At 69.5% G+C, this 19,092-nt stretch carries 19 protein-coding genes; 7 read left to right on the top strand and 12 right to left on the bottom strand.

Annotated features, from left to right (window positions below; genetic code table 11):
* Positions 1 to 4: 4 nt before the first annotated feature.
* The 3 genes from ACQPWU_RS03620 to ACQPWU_RS03610 all read right to left on the bottom strand — a co-directional run bounded on the left by ACQPWU_RS03620 (position 5) and on the right by ACQPWU_RS03610 (position 2,596).
* Positions 5 to 460 (bottom strand): S26 family signal peptidase, encoded by a 456-nt coding sequence (locus tag ACQPWU_RS03620; RefSeq protein ID WP_433436894.1) that lies wholly within the window; start codon positions 458 to 460, stop codon positions 5 to 7.
* Positions 461 to 704: 244 nt separating this feature from the next.
* Positions 705 to 1,352 carry a response regulator transcription factor gene (locus tag ACQPWU_RS03615; protein ID WP_433436893.1) on the bottom strand — a complete coding sequence of 216 codons (648 nt, stop codon included), beginning with the start codon at positions 1,350 to 1,352 and terminating at the stop codon, positions 705 to 707.
* Positions 1,337 to 2,596 (bottom strand): sensor histidine kinase, encoded by a 1,260-nt coding sequence (locus tag ACQPWU_RS03610; protein ID WP_433436892.1) that lies wholly within the window; start codon positions 2,594 to 2,596, stop codon positions 1,337 to 1,339. Before ACQPWU_RS03610 ends, ACQPWU_RS03615 begins: the two co-directional genes overlap by 16 nt.
* A gap of 225 nt (positions 2,597 to 2,821) precedes the next feature.
* Here ACQPWU_RS03610 and ACQPWU_RS03605 point away from each other — a divergent pair, with 225 nt between their 5' ends.
* Positions 2,822 to 3,265, top strand: a complete 444-nt coding sequence (locus ACQPWU_RS03605; protein WP_433436891.1) for a hypothetical protein — start codon at positions 2,822 to 2,824, stop codon at positions 3,263 to 3,265.
* Between the two features lie 33 nt (positions 3,266 to 3,298).
* Here ACQPWU_RS03605 and ACQPWU_RS03600 read toward each other — a convergent pair whose 3' ends face one another.
* Entirely contained in the window at positions 3,299 to 3,730 is a 432-nt protein-coding gene (locus tag ACQPWU_RS03600) for a hypothetical protein (protein ID WP_433436890.1), read from the bottom strand.
* 213 nt (positions 3,731 to 3,943) lie between these two features.
* On the opposite strand from ACQPWU_RS03600, the gene ACQPWU_RS03595 reads away from it, so the two are divergent.
* The 5 genes from ACQPWU_RS03595 to ACQPWU_RS03575 all read left to right on the top strand — a co-directional run bounded on the left by ACQPWU_RS03595 (position 3,944) and on the right by ACQPWU_RS03575 (position 7,965).
* Positions 3,944 to 5,326, top strand: coding sequence for an FAD-dependent oxidoreductase (locus tag ACQPWU_RS03595; protein WP_433436889.1), 1,383 nt, complete (start codon positions 3,944 to 3,946; stop codon positions 5,324 to 5,326).
* 70 nt (positions 5,327 to 5,396) lie between these two features.
* Entirely contained in the window at positions 5,397 to 5,771 is a 375-nt protein-coding gene (locus ACQPWU_RS03590; RefSeq protein ID WP_433436888.1) for a metalloregulator ArsR/SmtB family transcription factor, read from the top strand.
* Positions 5,772 to 5,855: 84 nt separating this feature from the next.
* Positions 5,856 to 6,554 carry a helix-turn-helix domain-containing protein gene (locus ACQPWU_RS03585; protein ID WP_433436887.1) on the top strand — a complete coding sequence of 233 codons (699 nt, stop codon included), beginning with the start codon at positions 5,856 to 5,858 and terminating at the stop codon, positions 6,552 to 6,554.
* Positions 6,551 to 7,189 carry an arsenate reductase ArsC gene (locus ACQPWU_RS03580; protein ID WP_433436886.1) on the top strand — a complete coding sequence of 213 codons (639 nt, stop codon included), beginning with the start codon at positions 6,551 to 6,553 and terminating at the stop codon, positions 7,187 to 7,189. Before ACQPWU_RS03585 ends, ACQPWU_RS03580 begins: the two co-directional genes overlap by 4 nt.
* Positions 7,186 to 7,965: an MIP/aquaporin family protein gene (locus ACQPWU_RS03575; protein ID WP_433436885.1), complete on the top strand. Its 780-nt coding sequence runs from the start codon at positions 7,186 to 7,188 to the stop codon at positions 7,963 to 7,965. The genes ACQPWU_RS03580 and ACQPWU_RS03575 overlap by 4 nt, the downstream gene beginning before the upstream one ends.
* A 250-nt stretch (positions 7,966 to 8,215) precedes the next feature.
* Here ACQPWU_RS03575 and ACQPWU_RS03570 read toward each other — a convergent pair whose 3' ends face one another.
* Together ACQPWU_RS03570 and ACQPWU_RS03565 are read right to left on the bottom strand one after the other, a co-directional pair.
* Positions 8,216 to 8,776: an N-acetyltransferase family protein gene (locus ACQPWU_RS03570; RefSeq protein WP_433436884.1), complete on the bottom strand. Its 561-nt coding sequence runs from the start codon at positions 8,774 to 8,776 to the stop codon at positions 8,216 to 8,218.
* Positions 8,777 to 8,788: 12 nt separating this feature from the next.
* Positions 8,789 to 9,124, bottom strand: a complete 336-nt coding sequence (locus ACQPWU_RS03565) for an ArsR/SmtB family transcription factor (RefSeq protein ID WP_433436883.1) — start codon at positions 9,122 to 9,124, stop codon at positions 8,789 to 8,791.
* A gap of 353 nt (positions 9,125 to 9,477) precedes the next feature.
* Here ACQPWU_RS03565 and ACQPWU_RS03560 point away from each other — a divergent pair, with 353 nt between their 5' ends.
* Entirely contained in the window at positions 9,478 to 10,572 is a 1,095-nt protein-coding gene (locus ACQPWU_RS03560; RefSeq protein ID WP_433436882.1) for a hypothetical protein, read from the top strand.
* Between the two features lie 66 nt (positions 10,573 to 10,638).
* On the opposite strand, the gene ACQPWU_RS03555 is transcribed toward ACQPWU_RS03560, so the two are convergent.
* The 6 genes from ACQPWU_RS03555 to ACQPWU_RS03530 all read right to left on the bottom strand — a co-directional run bounded on the left by ACQPWU_RS03555 (position 10,639) and on the right by ACQPWU_RS03530 (position 18,917).
* Positions 10,639 to 11,343, bottom strand: coding sequence for a cytidylate kinase family protein (locus ACQPWU_RS03555; protein ID WP_433436881.1), 705 nt, complete (start codon positions 11,341 to 11,343; stop codon positions 10,639 to 10,641).
* Between the two features lie 153 nt (positions 11,344 to 11,496).
* Positions 11,497 to 13,647, bottom strand: coding sequence for an RNA polymerase recycling motor ATPase HelR (gene helR / locus ACQPWU_RS03550; protein WP_433436880.1), 2,151 nt, complete (start codon positions 13,645 to 13,647; stop codon positions 11,497 to 11,499).
* A gap of 192 nt (positions 13,648 to 13,839) precedes the next feature.
* A complete protein-coding gene (locus ACQPWU_RS03545; protein WP_433436879.1) occupies positions 13,840 to 15,078 on the bottom strand; it encodes a glycosyltransferase in 1,239 nt (412 codons plus the stop codon).
* A gap of 158 nt (positions 15,079 to 15,236) precedes the next feature.
* On the bottom strand, positions 15,237 to 16,562 hold the full coding sequence (locus ACQPWU_RS03540; RefSeq protein WP_433445150.1) for a PLP-dependent aminotransferase family protein: 1,326 nt from the start codon (positions 16,560 to 16,562) through the stop codon (positions 15,237 to 15,239).
* Between the two features lie 98 nt (positions 16,563 to 16,660).
* On the bottom strand, positions 16,661 to 17,458 hold the full coding sequence (locus tag ACQPWU_RS03535) for a class I SAM-dependent methyltransferase (RefSeq protein WP_433436878.1): 798 nt from the start codon (positions 17,456 to 17,458) through the stop codon (positions 16,661 to 16,663).
* Positions 17,459 to 17,522: 64 nt separating this feature from the next.
* Complete coding sequence (locus ACQPWU_RS03530) at positions 17,523 to 18,917, bottom strand: cytochrome b (RefSeq protein WP_433436877.1); 1,395 nt, start codon at positions 18,915 to 18,917, stop codon at positions 17,523 to 17,525.
* Positions 18,918 to 19,092 lie beyond the last annotated feature (175 nt).

Raw genomic sequence — 19,092 nt, 5'->3', positions numbered from 1 at the left:
CCGCCTACAGGGCAGACCCACCCAACCGGCGCAGCGCGACCCCGAGCAGGCGATCGGCCGAGAAGAAGCCGCGCTGCCGCGAGTCGACACTGTTGGGGTTGTCGCCGTAGACCACCAGCGCACCCGCGGGCACGCGATCCCCGGCGGCACCGATGCCCGGCGGCACCGGATCTCCCGGGAGGGCGACGGCGCGCTTGATGTTCCAGTGCCGGCCGTCCGCCCCGGGAGGTCCGGGCATGAACCGCCCGGCGGGATCAAGCGGAGGCTCCAGCACCACGACATCGCCCCTGGACACCTGGTCGATCTGGCGCCGCCGTACCAGCACCCGGTCGCCGTCGTTGAGTGTCGGGACCATGCTCGTCCCCTCGACGGTGACCACCACGTAGCGCCGGCGGGCCACCAAGGCGCCGGCCGCCGCCACGAGAACACCGGCGAGTAGCCCCATGCTGATCAGCTTCATCCGCTCTTCCACCGTCGGCCCTTGGCAGGGGTTGATCTTTAACTGGTTAAGATCTCCCTGGCCTCTGGACGCTGTCAACCAACCTCGATCATCGGGAATCAGCGTCGAGACCGGGATGTCGCGTGGCGCTCCTCGGACAGCTCGTTTCGGCCATGCGGCTGTCTTCAGCGGGACAGGCGCCGACTTGAGCGCAAGCAGCGGCAACTGGAACGCAAGCAGTCGCACGCTGGGGCCGAGAAGCGCATCAGGGCTTGTTCAGGTAGGCGAGCACGGCGAGGACGCGGCGGTTGTTGTTGTCGTCATCGGTGATGCCGAGTTTGCCGAACATGGAGGTGGTGTATTTGCTGATGGCGCTTTCGCTGAGGAAGAGCCGCTGGCCGATGGCCTGGTTGGACAATCCTTCTGCCATGAGGCTGAGCACGGAGTATTCGCGTTCGGTGAGCTGGTCGAGTCGCCGGTTGGACGATCCGTTGGACAGCAATCTGGTGATGACGGCCGGGTCCATGGCGGTCCCGCCATTGGCGACGCGTTCCAGGGCATCGATGAACTGATCGGCGTTGAACACGCTCTCTTTGAGGAAATAGCCGATGCCGCCGGCGCCGTCGGCCAGGAGTTCGCGGGCGTACAGCTGTTCGACGTGCTGAGAAAGGATCAAGACCGGCAGTCCGGGCAGTTCGCCGCGGGCGGCGAGGGCCGCCCGCAGGCCCTCGTCCGACTGGGTCGGCGGCATGCGGACGTCGACGACGGACACGTCCGGCCGCCACCTCAGCAGCGCGTCGAGCGTCTCGGGTCCGGTGGTCGCCGTCGCCACCACCTGGTGTCCGTACGCCTCGAGGAGGCGGATCATCCCGTCGCGCAGGAGGTAGAGGTCTTCGGCTACAACGATTCGCATGGCACCACCATCCTCACACGCGTCGGGCCGCCGGCCGGACTGGTGATCTCCAAGGTGCCGTCGAAGACCGCCAGGCGACGGCGTAGCCCATCGAGTCCACCGCCGGCTCGCACGCCGGCCCCACCCCGGCCGTTGTCCTCGACGTCAACGACGATGCCGGCGTCGTCCCGGGCGATGGCGATCCGCGCCCGGGTCGCGTGGGCGTGCTTGATCGCGTTGGTCAGCAGTTCGGCGATGCCGAAGTACACGGCGGACTCGATCGGCGGGTCCAGGCGTAGCTGAAGGTCGGCGTCGACCGTCGCTTCGAGCGGGCTGTCCAGGGCAAGAGCGCGCACGGCATCGATGAGCCCTCGCTCGTTCAGCACCGGCGGGCTGATGCCCTTGACCAGTTCGCGGAGCTCGGTCAGCGACGTGGCGGCGCCGGCGCGCGCTTCCCGCAGCAGCGCCTTGGCCTGGTCAGGGTCGGTTTCCATCAGCTTCTCCGCAGTCGCCAAAGAGAGCCCGAGCGTGACCAGGCGCGCCTGCGCTCCGTCGTGCAGGTCCCGCTCGATCCGGCGGATCTCGGCGGCCTGCGCCACCGTGATGTCCGCGCGCTGGTCCGTCAGCTCCTCCACCCGGCCCGCCAGCGTCATCGCAGGCGACGCGCGCAGGAAGCGGACGGCCACCGGCTCGACGGCCCGCCAGGCGTACGGGGCGCCGGCGATGGCCACGACCGCGCCGAGCACGCCGATGACGCGCATGGCGAGCGACGGCTGGGAGAGCCCGAAGGCCGCTCCCGCGATCCCGACCGGCGGGACGGCGGCGATCACGCCTGCTGTGATCGGCGCGATCGCGACGAACCGCAGATCACGCCAGGTGGCAGGATCGCTCCACCGGGTTCGCCATTGCTGGTCCAGGCGGGCGTCCCGGCTGGTGCGCTCGTAGGAGTACCCGTTCCACCAGTACCCGGTTGCCATCCGTGTCACCGGCCCGACCTGCCGATATCCGGCGGGAATGACGGTGCCCGTCCACTTCGCGACGAGGGAGCGGACCATTCGGCACACCGGACGGGACAGGGCGAGCGTCCCGATACACGCCCACACCAACGGCACCATCCCCGACCACGGATCTCCGCCCCACCACCAGATCCACAGCGCCACGGCAGCGGCCCACACGGCCGGGACCAGCATGGCGACGACCATCACGACGCACGCTCGTACGAAGCCCACGCAGGCGCTCGCCACCCACGACACCAGCTGTCGCATGATTCTTCCTTCTCACTTCACAACCCGACCGTGGCACCCGCAATGCGCCGATCTGGCCGGTACGGCTTGGCGTTTCCACTGTGCACCGCTCGGAGCCTGCTACTCCCCAGATCGGCGCTGGAGTAGGTCTGGCCCCACCGACCCGTACGTCCAGGCCCATACCGCGCCACCCATGCGCTCCCTAACGTCGACACCACGCCAGACAACGCAAGGGACGAAAGAGACATGGGAAGCACCAACCACACCACGGCCGAGACCGCCCACCTCAACCATCCACCACGAGCTCAAGCAGCCTTCGGCAAGGCGAAGATCCTCGTCGCGGCCTACGGCGCGCTCAGCGCCGCGGTCCTCATCACGGTCGCCATCCTCGCGATCAACGAACGAACGGTGACATCGTTCATGTGGGGCCGATCAGCCGGAGTGCTCGCGAGCGCCGCGGTGTCCTACTGGCTGACCGTCCTCGCCTCACGGGGAGCACGATGGGCCTATCTACGCGTGCGCATCATCTCGATCATCATGCCGCCCGCGATCATCGCCATCGACGTGATCCCCGGTATCCTCCCGGCGTGGTTCGTCATGATGCAGGCCACATGCGCCCTTGCGATCGGCGCAGCCGCTTTCGTCATCAACGGATCCCAGCTGCGCGCCGCCTTCTCCAAGGCGCGCTGACCACCTCAGGGGCTAGGCGCGAGTCAGCCGGACCTATCCGTACGGGTTGAAGAACAGATCGTCCTCGTCGTAACGGTCGCATGTGCCGGCGCGCAGCAACCAGCGGGGGGCGTCCCCGGTCATCCGGAACCCGGCGCCATCCTCGATCTCCTCCGCGCGCGGATCGGTCAGTAGGTAGATCGCCAGCGTGTCCAGGTGCGCGACCAGCTCAAGCAGTCCGTCCTCTGCCGGATGCTCCTCGCCGATCTCGATCTCCACCTCGGGGGCGCCGAGCAGGTGCATGCCGCAGCTGTAGAGCACCTGGCCGTCGTAGATCGGCCGTTTCACCCAGGCGGCGACGAGCGCGCCGGCCAGGCCCTCGTCCGTGACGTCGGCCGCCCGATCGGCCGGCGCGAGCCAGCGGTCCCGGCCGTGCGCGATGCCCGGAGCCGAGCACGCACAGCACATGCCGGGGAAACGCTTCACTCATCCCGGCACAGTATCGATCATGCCCGAGGTCTTGTCGGATCCGACGCCCGTCACGTCGTCGGCGCACTCGCCCGCACCTCCGAATTGATTCGATAAAGGTCTAATTTGACATCCCTCTAAGTTCTCAGGCATCCTGCCGATGAGCCTGCTTAGACAGATTTCAAAACAGTGCGGGTCCGGGACCCGCCGCAACTCGCGAGGAGACGCGTCATGAGCGGATGCTGTGGTCCTACCGCCGTCGAGCTCGAGCCCAGCCCACAGGCCACGCCGGCGGACGAGCTGCCGATCGTGGTGATCGGGGCCGGCCCGGTCGGGCTTGCCGCAGCGGCCCACCTGGCCGAACGCGACATCGACTTCCTCGTGCTGGAGGCCGGCGGGCAGGCGGGTGCCTCAGTAGCCAAGTGGGGGCACGTGCGGGTGTTCAGCCCGTGGAAGTACAACATCGACTCCGCCGCCCGCCGCCTGCTGGAGGCCGACGGCTGGAGCGCGCCTGATCCCGAGTGGCTACCCACCGGTGCCGAGCTGATCGGCGACTATCTGGCCCCGCTGGCCAAGCTGTTCGGCGACAAGGTCCGGCTGGGCGCGAAGGCGACCGCGATCAGCCGGCTCGGCTACGATCGGGTCCGCACCGCGGGCCGCGAGCAGGCGCCGTTCCTGATCCGCCTGGCCGACGGCGGAGAGCTGCACGCCCGCGCGGTCATCGACGCCTCCGGCACCTACGCCACCCCCAACGTGCTGGGCGCAAGCGGCCTGCCCGCCCACGGCGAGGACACCGTGGGAGACCTGGTCGACCACGCCCTGCCGGACGTGCTCGGCGCCGATCGCGGCCGGTACGCGGGCAGGCACGTCCTGGTCATCGGTGCCGGCCACTCGGCCGCCACCACCCTGCTCGCTCTGGCGCAGCTGGAGGACACCCCGATCACCTGGGCGATCCGCGCGGGCCACGCCGGCCGCACCTACGGCGGCGGCGACGCCGACGCCCTGCCGGCCCGCGGCGCGCTGGGCACCCGCCTGCACGCCCACGTCGAACGCGGCCGCATCCGCCTGGCGACCGGCTTCTTCACCCACGCGGTCGAGCGCGACGGTGAGCAGGTGCGGGTGGTCAGCCGCGACCCGTCCGGGGCCGAGCAGGCCATCATCGCCGACCGCATCGTGGCCGCCACGGGTTACCGGCCCGACCACTCCATCGCCGCAGAGCTCCGTCTCGACCTTGATGTGATCCTGGGCTCCACCCGGGCGCTCGCGCCGCTGATCGACCCCAACGCCCACTCCTGCGGCACCGTCCCGGCGCACGGCGTGGACGAGCTGGCCCACCCGGAGAGCGGCTACTACGCCATCGGCGTCAAGAGCTACGGCCGCGCCCCCACCTTCCTGCTGGCCACCGGCTACGAGCAGGCCCGCTCGGTCGTCGCCGCGCTGGCCGGCGACTGGGAGGCTGCCCGGGACGTGCAGCTGGAGCTCCCCGAGACCGGCGTGTGCTCCTCCAACCTGGCCGAGGCCCAGGAGCAGCGGGTCGGCGTCGCCACCGGCCTGCTGGCCAGCCCTCTGCCGCTGGTGACCGTCTCGACCTCCGGGGGCGGCTGCTGCGGCTGACGCAACCCCATCCACCCGCCGCCTATCATTTAGACAGACATCGAACTACCGCGCGTTCGGAGGCTCCCGCATGATCGCCACCAGCCCGCCCCTTGCCGAGAGCAGCCAGGGCGCGGCGTGCTGTGCGCCCATCGCCCGCGAGCCCCTGACCGAATCCGACGCCGCCGAGCTGGCCAGGCTGCTGAAGGCGGTCGCCGACCCGGTCCGGCTGCGGCTACTGTCCATGATCGGCTCCCACGCCGGGGGCGAGGCATGCGTGTGCGATCTGACCGACGCCTTCGAACTGACCGCCCCCACCATCAGCCACCATCTGAAGGTACTGCGCACGGCCGGGCTGATCGACGGCGAGCGCCGCGGCACCTGGGTCTACTACCGCATCATCCCTGAGCAGGTGGCCCGGCTCGGGGCCCTGTTCACCCCACTGGCCGAGTCGATCATCGTCTGACACCGGCACCACATCCTGCCTGCAGACCCGCGCAGAGCGGCCGCCTTGACCCCGTGATTTATCTCAGCCAAAATTGAGTCAATTATGACTGAGATACTTGATGTGGCGCGGCGTGCCGCGATGCATGCAGCGCTGGGCGATCCCGTCCGGCTGAGCATGGTCGATGCGCTGCTGCTGGGCGATCGTTCGCCCGGGGAGCTCGGCGAGGCCTTCGGCCTCTCCTCCAACCTGCTGGCCCATCACCTGAAAGTGCTGGAGGAGGCCGGGCTGGTGGTCCGGACGCGTTCGGAGGCCGACCGCCGGCGCAGCTACGTACGCCTGCTGCCGGACGTACTGACCGGGCTCATCCCCACGGTCTCCGTCGCCATGCCGGCTACCCGGGTGGTGTTCGTGTGCACCCGCAACTCCGCCCGTTCCCAGCTGGCCGCCGCCCTGTGGCAGCGCCGGAGCCACCTGCCCACAGCCTCAGCAGGCACCCACCCCGCCGCACACGTGCATCCGCGCGCGCTGGCCACCGCACGCCGCCACCACCTGAGGCTGGACCCGCACGCCACCGCCCACATCCGCGACACCCTCCAGAGCGGCGACCTGGTCGTGGCCGTCTGCGACAACGCCTACGAACACCTCACCACCCGCCCACCGCTGCACTGGTCGGTGCCCGACCCTGTCACCGCCGGCACCGACGACGCCTTCGAACGCACCTTCACCGACCTGGCCGGCCGCGTCGACCGGCTCGCCACCGCCCTCCCCGATGCCCACTCCCCGGCGAAAGGCACACCGTGAGCCTGAGCATCGATCAGCAGCACGCCCTGCTGACCGCCACCCGCAACCTGGCCGCCGAGTTCGCCGGCACCTTCGGCACCGAGACCGTCGAACGGTTCCTGCACACCAGCTACGACCAGCTCGCCATCCGCGCCACCGCGGCCGGCTTCCTGCCCCCGATGGCCGAACGCTTCGCCCGCCAGCGCCTGCGCGCTCTGGCCCGCGTCGAGGGCAAGGACACCACCGGCACGCCGATCGTGCTGTTCTTGTGCGTGCACAACGCCGGTCGCTCCCAGATGGCCCTCGGCTTCCTCACCCATCTGGCCGGCGACCAGGCGATCGGCTGGTCGGGCGGCTCGGAGCCGGGCGAGCGGATCAACCCGTCCGCGATCGAGGCGATGCGCGAGCGCGGCATCGACATCAGCGGTGAGTTCCCCAAGCCGTGGACGACGGAGATCGCCCAGGCCGCCGACGTCATCATCACCATGGGCTGCGGCGACGCCTGCCCGGTCTTCCCCGGCAAGCGCTATGAGGACTGGCAACTGCCCGACCCGGCCGGCCAGTCGGTGGAGGCGGTACGGCCCATCCGTGACGAGATCGAACGCCGCGTACGCGCCCTGCTGGCCGAACTCGGCGACCCTGCGAGCGGCGCATGACCGGCCTGGCCCGGCGGGCGCTGGCCGAAGCCGTCGGCACCGGCCTGCTGGTGACGGCGGTGATCGGCTCCGGCATCATGGCGCAACGGCTCTCGCCCAGCGATGCCGGCCTGCAACTGCTGGAGAACTCCATCGCCACCGCCTTCGCCTTGACGGTGCTGATCCTCATCATGGGGCCGGTATCCGGCGCTCACTTCAACCCGGTCGTCTCACTGGCCGACTGGCTGCTGGGCCGCCGCACCGGCGAAGGGCTGGACGGCCGTACCCTGCTGGCCTATCTGCCCGCCCAAATCGCGGGTGCGCTCGGCGGGGCGGTCCTGGCCAACTTGATGTTCGAGCTGCCTGTCGCCGCTGCCTCCACCCACGAGCGGACCGGTCCCGCCCTGTGGCTGGGCGAGATCGTGGCCACCGCCGGACTCGTCGCTCTGATCTTCGCCTTGGTCCGCACCGGCCGCGCCGCGCTGGCCCCGCCCGCCGTCGGCGCCTACATCGGCGCCGCGTACTGGTTCACCAGCAGCACGAGCTTCGCCAACCCCGCCGTCACCCTGGGCCGCACCGTCACCGACACCTTCGCCGGCATCGCACCCGCGTCCGCGCCCGGCTTCGTCGCCGCCCAACTGATCGGTGCCGCGCTCGGCGTGGCCCTGGTCCGGTTGCTCCACCCCCTCAACACGCCAGAGACCGGGCGAGCCGCCGACCACAGCCCTGAGGAGCACCCCCGCCTTGCCCTGCCCACGAGCCGGCCGGACCAGGAAGGGGCGGCAGGGCTCGGCTGAGTCCGGTCGAAGAGCTGCATTGCGCTTGAGCACGCCGAAGGCCCCGCCGACTGGTGTCGGCAGGGCCTTCGGTTCAACGTATGCGTACCGGTGTGCGTGTCGTCTCTCGGCGAAAGGCACAACGCGGCTCCAGCCGAACGGTAGTCCGCGAAGGCAATAGGTGAGGCCCGGGGACACTGGGCACACCGGCCACGATGTATGTAACCATCGCCGGCCGTTGGATGTTCCCCGTGCCGGGCCTGAGCGACGATTAGGTCCCAGCCACGGCGCTGCGGCGTTCGATCATCAGCACGTCTCGCCAGACACCATAGTGACAGCCGATGCGCTCACGGGTGCCGAGCACGCGGAAGCCTGCCGCCTGGTGCAGGGCCAGGCTGGCGGCGTTCTCGCTGAAGATGCCGGACTGGATCGTCCAAACCCCGGAGTCCTCGCCGGCGGCGATGAACGCCTCCAGCAACGCGCGGCCGATACCCTGCGCCTGGCAACCAGGATGAACGTAGATGCTGTGCTCGACCACACCCGCGTAGACCGGCCGCGCCGATACCCGCGAGGCGGCCACCCAGCCGAGGACCTGGCCGGTCGTGGTGTCAGCGGCGACATAGGACAGGTGCGGCAGCTTGGCGGAGGCGAAGTCCTCCCAGCTCGGGGCGGTCGTTTCGAAGCTGGCCTGGCCGGTGTCCAGCCCGGCCTGGTAGATGGCCAGCACCTGTTCGGCGTCGGTCTCTCGCATCCGCCGAATCTCCACGCCTGGCCCGGCCGCCGCGGCCCGGGCCAGCCCGGAGTAGTGGTCGATGATCTCGTCATGCGCCATGACGACACTCCTTCACTCACAGCTGGACGCGCCGGGGGCGGGGTTGCCCATGACCACATCGGCAGCGGTCGGGAAACAGCTCACGCAGTTCTCATTGATCCGGTACAGGCTGGAGGTCCCCTGCCGCTCGACCAGCACGAACCGCACCTCGGCCAGGATCTTCAGGTGATGCGAGACGGTGGACTGCCCTACCCCCGCGGCCGCCACGATCTCGCCCACGCTCATCGGTGCCCGCTGCCGCGCCAGCAGCGACACGATCTGGATCCGAGTGGCGTCGGCCAGCGCCTTGAACCAGCTCGCGTACTCCTCGGCCTCCGCACGGGGCAGAGGACCTTTCTGCTCATTCATCGTTAATCGACGATAAACGATGAAGCCCTTCGCGGGAAGAGCGTCCCAGCCCCCGGATAGCCGGTCATCACCCCGTCAACGTGGCTGGCTGTCGGCTCTCGAAGAACGCTTTCGCGCCGCCGAACGCACCTCACCACCATGAGATCGTGATCTTTCAACAGCCGTACTGGATAGTCTCCTCAGACCGGGAGGTGAACGAGGGTGGGGGCTTCATGAGGTGGCCGGGCGCAATGGCGGGAGTGGCGCTCGCGCTGGTCTCAGCAGGGTGCACGTCAGGGGTGGGCGATCCGTCAGGCACGTCCACCAAGGCTGTCGCGCCCGTGCTCTCGCCTGCTGGTAGGAGTGCCGAGGCGATGATCGTCTCCCGGAAGGACTGCCCCGAGCCGGCCCGCGCTGCTGACGGGTTCCGGGTGGACGCCGTCCGGCCGAGCTGGAAGCTACTCTCAGTAACCGACGAGAGCGACACCTTCGGCCTGCATGGCGGCGCTGTGGCCTCGGACGGGGCGTTGTGGGCGCTGTACGACGCAGGGGAGGACCCCAAGACACCGGTGCGATGGAAGGGCGGCCGCTGGGAGCGGGTGGCGATGCCGCCCGGAGTGAAGGTCGTCAAGGCCCTGGCGACGAGCCCCGACGGCAGGATCTGGGCGGTCGAGCCGGGGGCGGGGACATGGAAGGGGGGCGTGCGCGAGGGCGACGGGTGGCGGGAACTGGCGCTGACCGTACCGGGCCCCAGGATCGAGGACGGCCCTGCCGGCGCGCACGGCGGCTGGGTCAGCTACGGCGCCACCGCCATCCACTGGGACGGCGCGAGCTGGAAGCGGCTGGATCTGCCCGCCGACGACCAGGTTGGCGGGGATTTCTTCGCCGAATACCGGTTGTTCGGCCCGAACGAAGAAACCTGGGCGGTGCCCGCAAAAGGACCCAAGGCCGTGCGGCTGCGCGACGGCGTGTCGCAAGTGGTGGAGTTCGCGCTGCAGATCGAGGCGAAGGAGGCCATCCACGACGTCCAAGGCGGCGCCTTCCATCCACAGGCCGTCGCGGTCGTCGGCGAGGACGAGACGTGGGTGCTCGGGACGGCGGCGTTCGGCACCCACTACCTGGACGAGGACGAGGACACCGATGCCGGACGGCTGGTGGCGCTGCGCCACGCACACGGTACCTGGACCTGTACGTGGGGCCCCTTCCACCGGGAGAACTTCACGGATGAGTTCACGGACGCAGTGCCGGACGGGAACGGCGGGCTCTGGGCGGCGATGCCTCACTGTTATTACTGCCCTTCAACGCTCTGGCACCTCAGCGGCGGGCACTGGACCGCGGAGCGCCTGCCTGTTGACAAGGGTGCGATGCCGCACGTCACAGACCTGGTGGCCACTGGTCACGAGATCTACGCGCTGGGTTGGATCCGCTCGAGGAATCACTACCACGGGGCGCTCTGGCACACCGGTTAGAGCCCACGAATCCCGGCCGTGCATGTGAACCTCTCCGGCCTGGAGGAGCTCGAACTCGAGCAATTGTCAAATCCTGTGTATCGATGAGTGTGGTCGCACTTCCCAGGTCGGCCGTTGGAGCTGATCGTTGTACACGATGATGTCGGCGTGGTCGGTTGGGCGGGCTGTGGCGAAGTAGAGCTGTTGGGAGGGGATATAGCGGTCGCGCCAGGACCGTTCGATTTCGGCGGTGTCGGCGGTGGATCCGGTCAGCGCTGTGCCTCGGTCCAGGGCGCGATCTACCGTCTGCTCGAATGGGACGGACACGAAGATGCGCAGGTCCCACCGGTCGATGAGTTCTGGGCGCAGGAGGAAGACGCCGTCGAAGAGCAGTACGGCGTCTACGGGGGCGGTCGTGGCCGGCGGGGACGATGGGGTGTCGGTGTCTCTGTCGTAGACCGCGTGTTGGAACCTTCGGTCTCCGCCTGGGCCCAGCGGATCGAGCAGGACCCGGCACAGCGCGGCGTGGTCGTGAGCGTCGAAGTAGCAGCCTTCGGCCGAGTACTGGCCGCGTCGGTAGCGCTGTGCACGGGGGAAGAGGAAGTCGTCGATGGTCGCGCGGATGACGTCGCGGTCCTGCGCGCGCAGGACGACGGCGAGCTCGTCGGCCAGCGTGGTCTTGCCGGCGGCGGGTGGCCCGTCGATGGCGACCCGCAGCGGGTGCGCGGTCGTGACGGACCTGATCGCCTCGGCCAGCCGACTGATGAGCTCGCCGCGGGTGCCTTGGTCCATTGCTGTCTCTCTCACAGTGTCTCTGTTTAGCACCGCACGTCAGGCTGCGGTCGTCGCCTCGATCGCCACCCGGGCGACGTCCTACCAGACGCTGCTGCCGACGCCCAGGAACGCCACCGACTCGGCCGGGAGCGGGCGTTCGTCCGGCCGACGTCAGGAGCTCGTGAGAATGACGAGTTGCTGGGTCGCTCGGGTCATCGCGACATAGCGGTCGACTGCTCCTTCGATGCCCTCGCCGAACCCCTCTGGGTCGATGAGGACGACCAGGTCGAACTCGAGCCCCTTCGACAGCTCCGGGGTCAGCGACCGGACGCGGGACGTCGCCCGGAACGTGGGATCGCCGATGACGCAGGCGATCCCTTCGGCATGTGCGGCGAGCCAGGTGTCGAGGATCGAGCTCAGATCCGAAACGGATCCGTGTACGACGGGGATGTCGCTGCTGCGGATGGAGGTCGGCACGTTGGCGTCCGGGAGCACGGCCCGGATGACCGGCTCGGCTTCCGTCATGATCGCTTCCGGCGTCCGGTAGTTGACGGTCAGGGAGGCCAGGTTGATCCGGTCGAGCCCGACCCGCTCCAGCCGTTCCTGCCACGACTCCGTGAACCCGTGCCTGGCCTGGGCACGATCCCCGACGATGGTGAAGCTCCGGGACGGGCACCGGAGCAGCAACATCTGCCACTCCGCGTCGGTGAGTTCCTGAGCCTCGTCCACGACGATGTGCGCGAACGGGCCGGCGAGCCGGTCCGGTTCGGTGCTGGGCGATGCGCTCTCGTCGACCAGGGCATCCTGTATGTCCCGTCCGCGCAGCATCGTCACCGCACCTTCACCGTCGTCATCGGCCTCAAGCAGGTCGTCGACGACCCTGGCCATGCGCTCGCGTTCGGCGGCGACAGAGGCGTCATGCCGACGCTTGCGCCGCGACGCCTCCGGGTCGCCGAGCCGCTGCCGTGCCGCGTCCAGCAGCGGCAGGTCGGACACCGTCCAGGCCTGGGCGTCCCCGCGCTGCAGCTTCCGAACGTCGTCGGGGCTGAGCCAGGGAGCGCACATCCGCAGGTAGGCGGGCACCGACCACAGGTCTCCGACGAGGTCAGTCGCTTCGAGCAGCGGCCACGCGCGGTTGAAGGTCGTGAGCAGTTCCCTGTTCTGCAGCAGCGACTTGCGGAGCAGGTCAGCCGAGATGTCGTCATCGTCGTGTTTGTCCGCCAGGATCGTGAGCAACTCCTCCCAGATCTGGTCGCGCGCCTCGTTGTGCGGAGTACCGGGTTCTGCTGCTTCGAACGCCTCGGCCCAATCGTCGGGGCTCAGCCAGATGTCGGACCAGTGGGTCGTGACCGTCATCCCCTTGGTGGGCGGGTTCTCGTAGAACCTGACGGCCGGCTCGATCGCCTTGACCAGGTTCGCGGACGACTTCAGGCAGGCCACGTCCGGGTCGGTCTCGATCGCTGCCGCGGCTCCCTCGGCGACGAGGTCCCGCAGGGTGCAGGTCTGCACGCCCTCCTCCCCGAGGCTGGGGAGGACGTCGGAGACGTAGGCCAGGTACGGCTGGTGCGGGCCGACGAACAGCACGCCGCCCCGGCGGTGACCGAGGCGGGGGTCGGAGTAGAGGAGGTAGGCGGAGCGGTGCAGAGCGACGACGGTCTTCCCCGTACCCGGACCGCCGTCGACGACGAGAGCGCCCTGCGATCCCGCGCGGATGATGGCGTCCTGGTCGGCCTGGATGGTGCCGAGCACGTCTCGCATCCGTGCCGACCGGTTGCTGCCCAGGCTGGCGATGAAGGCGGACTGGTCGTCGAGCGCGGCGTGCCCTTCGAATCCGTCAGCGGTGAACACCTCGTCCCAGTAGTCGCTGATCCGGCCGCGGGTCCAGCGATACCGGCGGCGGCTTGCCAGACCCATCGGGTTGGCGTGGGTGGCTCCGAAGAACGGCTCAGCCGCGGGGGAGCGCCAGTCGAGCAGCAGCCGACGACCCGCGCTGTCCGTAAGGCCGAGTCGTCCGACGTACACGGGCTCGGGGTTGTCCGCGCTGACCATGTGTCCGAGGCACAGGTCCAAACCGAAGCGACGCAGTGCGCGCAGGCGAGCCGTCAGCCGGTGGATCTCCATGTCCCGGTCCAGCGCCTGCCGGCCTTTGCCGCCGGGCGCCTTCCGCTCGGCATCGAGGCGGTCGGACAGCTCGGCGATCGACTGCTCAAGGCTCGCCGCGATGGCCGCGAAGTGCTGCTCATCGCCGGCGATCAGCGTCGGGTCGGCCTTGGGGGCGAGGTTGTCGGGAAGGTCAAACGCGCTGGTAGTCAGTGGGTTCACGTCTTTAGCTCCGATCTGAGGTCGCTTGCGACCATTACGCGCAGCAAGGCGTCTGGACCGGCGTGACGGACCCGGTGGCCATGACGAGCAAACGCTCCGCCTGACGTGGACACCGTGGCCGTTGCCGGTTCAGGTCGCCAGCGTTTGCACGTTCTCGTGTTCTGGGTCCTGACATCGACGATCCCGCGTGGTTCACGCGGACACTGGCGGCCTTTCCCGGCTGATCGCGTCGAGCAGCAGTTTCGCGGCCACCGCCGCCCCGTCGGTGCGGATCGTGCCGGCCACTGCCATCGCTCGTGCGCCGGCCTCGGGGGCCAGGGCCGTCTTGAGCGCGGCCGACAAGGACTCGAAGGTCGGAGCCGGACCGTCGTGTGCCGCGCCGATGCCCAGCTCGGCCACCCGGCCGGCCCAGTACGGCTGGTCCGCCGCCTGGGGTACCACCACCTGAGGCGCGCCGGCCCGGGCGGCCGTCGACGTCGTGCCCGCGCCACCATGGTGCACGACAGCGGCCACCCGGCCGAACAGTGCCTGATGGTTGACCTCGCCGACGACGAAGCAGTCGTCCCGGCCGTCGATCAGAGCCAGGTCGGCCCAGCCGCGCCCGACGAGTGCGCGGCGGCCCTGCGCGCGGATCGCCTCGATGGCCACCTGGGCGGCGTCCGTCGATGCGCGCATGGGCATGCTGCCGAAGCCCACGTACACCGGTGGTGCGCCGGCGTCCAGGAACGCCACCAACTCGGCCGGGAGCGGGCGACCGTCGGGCAGGATCCACGCGCCGGTCTGTACGACGTCGAGGTCCGGCGTCTCCTGCCACGGGTCCAGGGTCGGGTCCGACGCCAGCCACGGCTGGTCGCCGATGACGTAGTCGCGGACGTTGTCCACCGGTGGCAGTCCGTTCGACGTCCGGTTGGTGTTGAGCGCCTCACCGAACAGCGCGTTGATGCTCTGGGCGTCCAGGTCCCACAGCGCCCGGTTGCCGGTCACCTCCGGCGGGAACGGCCGGCCCGGGTACGCCAGCGGCGGGTGGTGCGGCGACGGCAGGGTGAGCTGCTGGAAGGTCACGGACACGGAGCGGATGCCCAGTTTCTCGGCCACCGACCGCGCGCCGGCCGCGGCCGGCATCATGCCGGTCGCCACCAGCACGTCACATCCCTCGGCCGCCGCGGTGACCGCGTCGAACTGGCTGGCGATCAACTCGGCCGCGCGCCGGGGCAGGTCCGCCGGCGACGGCGGCGCCCCGGTCGTCAGCGCGCGCGCCGACTGGCCGACGGGCACCATCGCCACGCCGACACCGGCCAGCCGCTGCGCGAAGTCCTCGTCCGGCGGCGCGCACACCCGCACCTCCGCACCGAGTTCCCGCAACCGCACCGCGAGTGCCACGAGCGGTTCGACGTCCCCGCGCGACCCATACGTCGACAACAACACACGCACTTCGCGTACTCCATTTCCGCAGGTTCTGGCCTCGGCCGACGATTCTGCGGCATGACCGGGGTCTTGCCGCAAGCCCCCCGGTGCGCTATACGTTGAGAGTGGAAAGGAGCGGGTGCTCCCCCTTTCCCTTCATCGTCCGCTGTTGACGGACAACCTTCTCACGGGGTACACAACCCGGCCGATGGCCGTTCGCGGAGGGTGCGTACCGCGGCCGCCAGCGCCGCCACGCCTTCGGCGATCCCGCCCTCGGCCAGGCCCCCGTAGCCGAGGATCAGCCCCTGCCGCCCCGGCCCGGCCAGCCGGTACGGCCCGACGCCGGCGACGCGGACGCCGGGCGCGGCGACCGCCGCCACCACGTCGTCCTCCCGCATACCGTCCGGTAGCCAGACCACGACATGTAGCCCGGCCGCCACCCCGGTGGGTTCGAAGCCGGGCAGAGACACGGCGAGCCGGGCGAGCAGGACGTCGCGGCGGCGCCGGTAGACGGGGCGCATCCGGCGCAGGTGGCGGTCGAGCTCGCCGCGTACGAGGAAGTCGGCGAAGGCGAGCTGTTCGATGGCCGGCGAGCCGCGATCGGCCAGCAGCTTGGCCTCGGCGACCGCGCCGGCCAGGTGCGCCGGCACCACGAGCCAGCCCAGGCGGAGCCCAGGAGCGAGGATCTTGCTGAGTGAGCCCGCGTAGAGCACCACGTCGGGCGCGAGGCCCTGCATGGCTCCGATGGGGGCGCGGTCATAGCGGTATTCGGCGTCGTAGCCGTCCTCCACGACGACCGCGCCGCGGGCCAGGGCCCACCGAACCACCTCCGTCCGTGCCCTGGCCGGCAGCACGCCGCCGAGGGGCCACTGGTGCGAAGGGGTGAGGACGACCAGATCGGCATCCGCGCGCTCCAGCGCGGCCGGCTCGATGCCCTCGCCGGTCACCGGCAGGGGAACGACGTCCAGCCCGTGCAGGTGCGCGAGCAGCCGGACGTCGTCGGCCGACGGGTCCTCCACGGCGACCCGGCGCGCGCCGCGGCCGGCCAGTACGCCGGTGATCAGTGCGGCCGCCTGCCCGTAGCCGCTGGTGATGAGCACCTGCGAGGGGTCGGCGGAAGTGCCGCGGACGCGGTTGAGGTAGTCGGCCAGAGCCGTGCGCAGCTCGGGCAGACCGTACCCGTCGAGGTAGTTGAGCCGGCTGTGCGGCGCGTCGGTCAGCACCCGCCTCAGCGAGCGCAACCAGGCCGCGCGAGGGAAGCTGGCCGGGTCGATGCGGCCGTACCCGAAGTCGATGTGCGGGCGGGCGGTTTGCGGCGGCGGGGGTACGGCGGCGGCCTGCCCGTCTACGGCGGCCACCCGTGTGTAGGAGCCGGGCGTGCTGGTGAGGTACCCCTCGGCGACGAGCTGGTCGTAGGCCTCGACCACGACGCCCCGGGAGACGCCGAGCTCGGTGGCGAGCCGGCGCGAGGAGGGAAGCGAGGTGCCGTGGCGCAGACGGCCCGCGCGGATGCCATCGCGCTGCTGGCGGATTGGATTGAGGGACAGGGCCGATTTCGGTCTGCGATGGAGGTCCGATTTTGCATGCAGCCGCGGCCCTTACCTCAACGTCACAGGCGTCGGCCGATGGTGAGTACGGCCGACCAGTGGCGGGTGAGTCGTCCGCCCGGGCGCGCGGCGAGGCGGCGGCGTATCTCCTGGTAGAGGTGTTCGCGCTTGGCCGGCTCCATGGCGATGTGGCCGGAGAACGTGTCCAGCAGGGCGATGTATTCGTCTGCCGTGTAGCGCAGGGCCCATACGTAGAGCTTCGTACCGACGACCGTGAAGTGTCCGGAGGCTTCGAACTCGGCGGCCATGGGGTCAGGCTGGTCCTCGGGCGGCGGTGGGGGCCACGGGCCGTCATGGCCTTCGCCGATCTCTTCATAGACCTTTTGGATCTCGGTGAAGAAGGGGTCGAAGCCTGCCGGCATTGCGTGGTCGGCGTTCCATACGGCCAAGTGGCCGCCTGGGGCGAGCAGCTTGGCTGCTTTCGCGTACTTGACCTCCGGATCTACCCATTTCCAGGCCGTGGCCGCGTAGGCGAGATCGAAGCGGGCCCCTGTCGGCGGCTCCCAGCCTTCGAATGACGACGAGATCACCGAGACGTCGGAGAATTCGGCGAGGCGGTGCCGTGCCTCCGCCGCCAGTGCATCTCCGAGTTCGACCGCGGTGATCCGGAAGCCCATCCGTGCCAAGGGCAGCGTGGCTTTCCCCGGGCCGCATCCGACTTCGAGCAGGTGCGCCGGCGGCGTAACCCCGGTGATCGCAAGCAGGTCGGAATACAGCTCGGCCGGGTAGTCGGGGCGCGCGTCTTGATAGAAGGCGGCCGCTTTGTCGAAGGTGGCTCGCAGCCGAAGATCGCGGGACATGCGCCAATCCTGGCAGCGCCGCAACACCGCGTCGCCCGTACCGGCCTTGCGCGGCCTGAAATGATCAGTCGGCCGGCGCGGTGATGGCCAACTCCCCCTCGTGATCTTCTTGGTCGGATCGATCGTGGAACCCGCCCTGTGCATTCCGGACGATCACTCCGCTCTCCGGTCCGTGCTCGTTGCTGTGCCGATCTTGCAGTTGTAGACCCAGGCAGAGCCGATGGGTCACCCAGAAGGCGATGACCGGGCCGATGACCACGGCGAACCTGAAGAAGATCGTTACTGCCTCCACCGACAGCTGGAACTCGTGGGCCAGTTGGTCGTTGGCCGCGGCGGCCCACAGCAGTCCGTAGAAGACGACGCCGGCGGCTGCGATACCGGTTTTCACCGGCGCCTCGCGCGGCCGGTCGAGTACGACGGGGCCGGTCCACTCGTTGGCCATGCGGCTCTTGGTCTTGGGCCGGCCGAGCGCGTCGTACCGGGCAAGGCGCCGGACGATGAGGCGCTCCGCCATGGGGTAGCCGGCCAGGACGGTGAAGAAGAGGCCGGGCACGACCAGCGCGGGAACCAAGACCGCGAGGCTGAGCGTGTATCCCCCGAGGGTGAGCTCCCACCCCGGCATGATCCGCAGAGCGCCGTCGAGGAAACCCATGTACCAGTCGGGCACCGACCCCGCCGAGATCTGGCCCGGGCCCGCCGGGCCGTACAACCAGATCGGTGCGATCTGAAAGCCCATCCCGAGAATGACGAGCACCCCGATCGTCGCGCCCGCCATCAGGGGGCGTGCGGCCGTTCGCCCCGACACCGACGCGGCGAACCGCGAATGTCCGTGCCGTCGCACCAGCCACTCGCGGGCGACGAGAAGGACGGCGACGGCGGCCGGAATCACCAGCACGTGCGCCCAGTGCATGATGGGAATGATGCTTTCCCCGGGAAACGCCGGGCCGAAAAGCAACTGCACCGCGTAGGAGCCCACCACGGGGATCGACAGGAGAACCGACTGGATCAACCACAGGCTCCCGCCGGAAAGCATGTCGTCGGGCAGGATGTTGCCGGTCTCCCCGGCGGCCATTCCCAGCGGTAGCAGCGTCACCCAGATCAGCCATTGCAGCATGCGTGGGCGGCGGAACGCACCGGTGAGGAACACTCGCAACAGCTGGAGCGCGACCGCCGCCACGAACACGAGCGCCGCCCAGTGATGCACCTGCCGGACGAAAAGACCGCCGCGCACCTCCAGGCTCAGGTGCATCGTCGAGTCGAATGCCTTGCTGACCGGAATGCCTCGCAGTGGCGTGTACACACCCTGGTAAAGCACCGGAGACATGTCGGGGTCGAAGAACACCATGAGGAACAGTCCGGTCACCACCAGGACGACGAAAGACCAGATTGCCACTTCGGCGAACATGAACGACCAATGACCGAACCGGAACGACTGACGTTTCAGCACCAGCGCGCGCATCGGGCCCCCTCCTCGTTTCGACTTCACCTCCTAGACGACATTGGCCGGGGCAATGTGACAGCCGACGGGCCATTGGCGAGGGTGAGCTTGGTCATATCCTCCGATCCACTGCTTGCGGGCCCAGCTGGTGAAGTCGCGCCAGGGGATCCGCGAGTAGGAGGCGCGCAGCCGTACA

This window comes from Nonomuraea sp. CA-141351 (assembly GCF_050944675.1).
Lineage (GTDB): Bacteria > Actinomycetota > Actinomycetes > Streptosporangiales > Streptosporangiaceae > Nonomuraea.
Note: the sequence above shows the minus strand (reverse complement) of the source record. Positions and strands in the feature narration are given on the sequence as shown.

What these genes read in the sequence shown, in the direction of transcription:
- ACQPWU_RS03620 (WP_433436894.1), bottom strand. Translation starts at nt 460, where the DNA reads ATGAAGCTGATCAGCATGGGGCTACTCGCCGGTGTTCTCGTGGCGGCG.
- ACQPWU_RS03615 (WP_433436893.1), bottom strand. Translation starts at nt 1,352, where the DNA reads ATGCGAATCGTTGTAGCCGAAGACCTCTACCTCCTGCGCGACGGGATG.
- ACQPWU_RS03610 (WP_433436892.1), bottom strand. Translation starts at nt 2,596, where the DNA reads ATGCGACAGCTGGTGTCGTGGGTGGCGAGCGCCTGCGTGGGCTTCGTA.
- ACQPWU_RS03605 (WP_433436891.1), top strand. Translation starts at nt 2,822, where the DNA reads ATGGGAAGCACCAACCACACCACGGCCGAGACCGCCCACCTCAACCAT.
- ACQPWU_RS03595 (WP_433436889.1), top strand. Translation starts at nt 3,944, where the DNA reads ATGAGCGGATGCTGTGGTCCTACCGCCGTCGAGCTCGAGCCCAGCCCA.
- ACQPWU_RS03590 (WP_433436888.1), top strand. Translation starts at nt 5,397, where the DNA reads ATGATCGCCACCAGCCCGCCCCTTGCCGAGAGCAGCCAGGGCGCGGCG.
- ACQPWU_RS03585 (WP_433436887.1), top strand. Translation starts at nt 5,856, where the DNA reads ATGACTGAGATACTTGATGTGGCGCGGCGTGCCGCGATGCATGCAGCG.
- ACQPWU_RS03575 (WP_433436885.1), top strand. Translation starts at nt 7,186, where the DNA reads ATGACCGGCCTGGCCCGGCGGGCGCTGGCCGAAGCCGTCGGCACCGGC.
- ACQPWU_RS03570 (WP_433436884.1), bottom strand. Translation starts at nt 8,776, where the DNA reads ATGGCGCATGACGAGATCATCGACCACTACTCCGGGCTGGCCCGGGCC.
- ACQPWU_RS03565 (WP_433436883.1), bottom strand. Translation starts at nt 9,124, where the DNA reads ATGAATGAGCAGAAAGGTCCTCTGCCCCGTGCGGAGGCCGAGGAGTAC.
- ACQPWU_RS03560 (WP_433436882.1), top strand. Translation starts at nt 9,478, where the DNA reads ATGATCGTCTCCCGGAAGGACTGCCCCGAGCCGGCCCGCGCTGCTGAC.
- ACQPWU_RS03555 (WP_433436881.1), bottom strand. Translation starts at nt 11,343, where the DNA reads ATGGACCAAGGCACCCGCGGCGAGCTCATCAGTCGGCTGGCCGAGGCG.
- ACQPWU_RS03535 (WP_433436878.1), bottom strand. Translation starts at nt 17,458, where the DNA reads ATGTCCCGCGATCTTCGGCTGCGAGCCACCTTCGACAAAGCGGCCGCC.
- ACQPWU_RS03530 (WP_433436877.1), bottom strand. Translation starts at nt 18,917, where the DNA reads ATGCGCGCGCTGGTGCTGAAACGTCAGTCGTTCCGGTTCGGTCATTGG.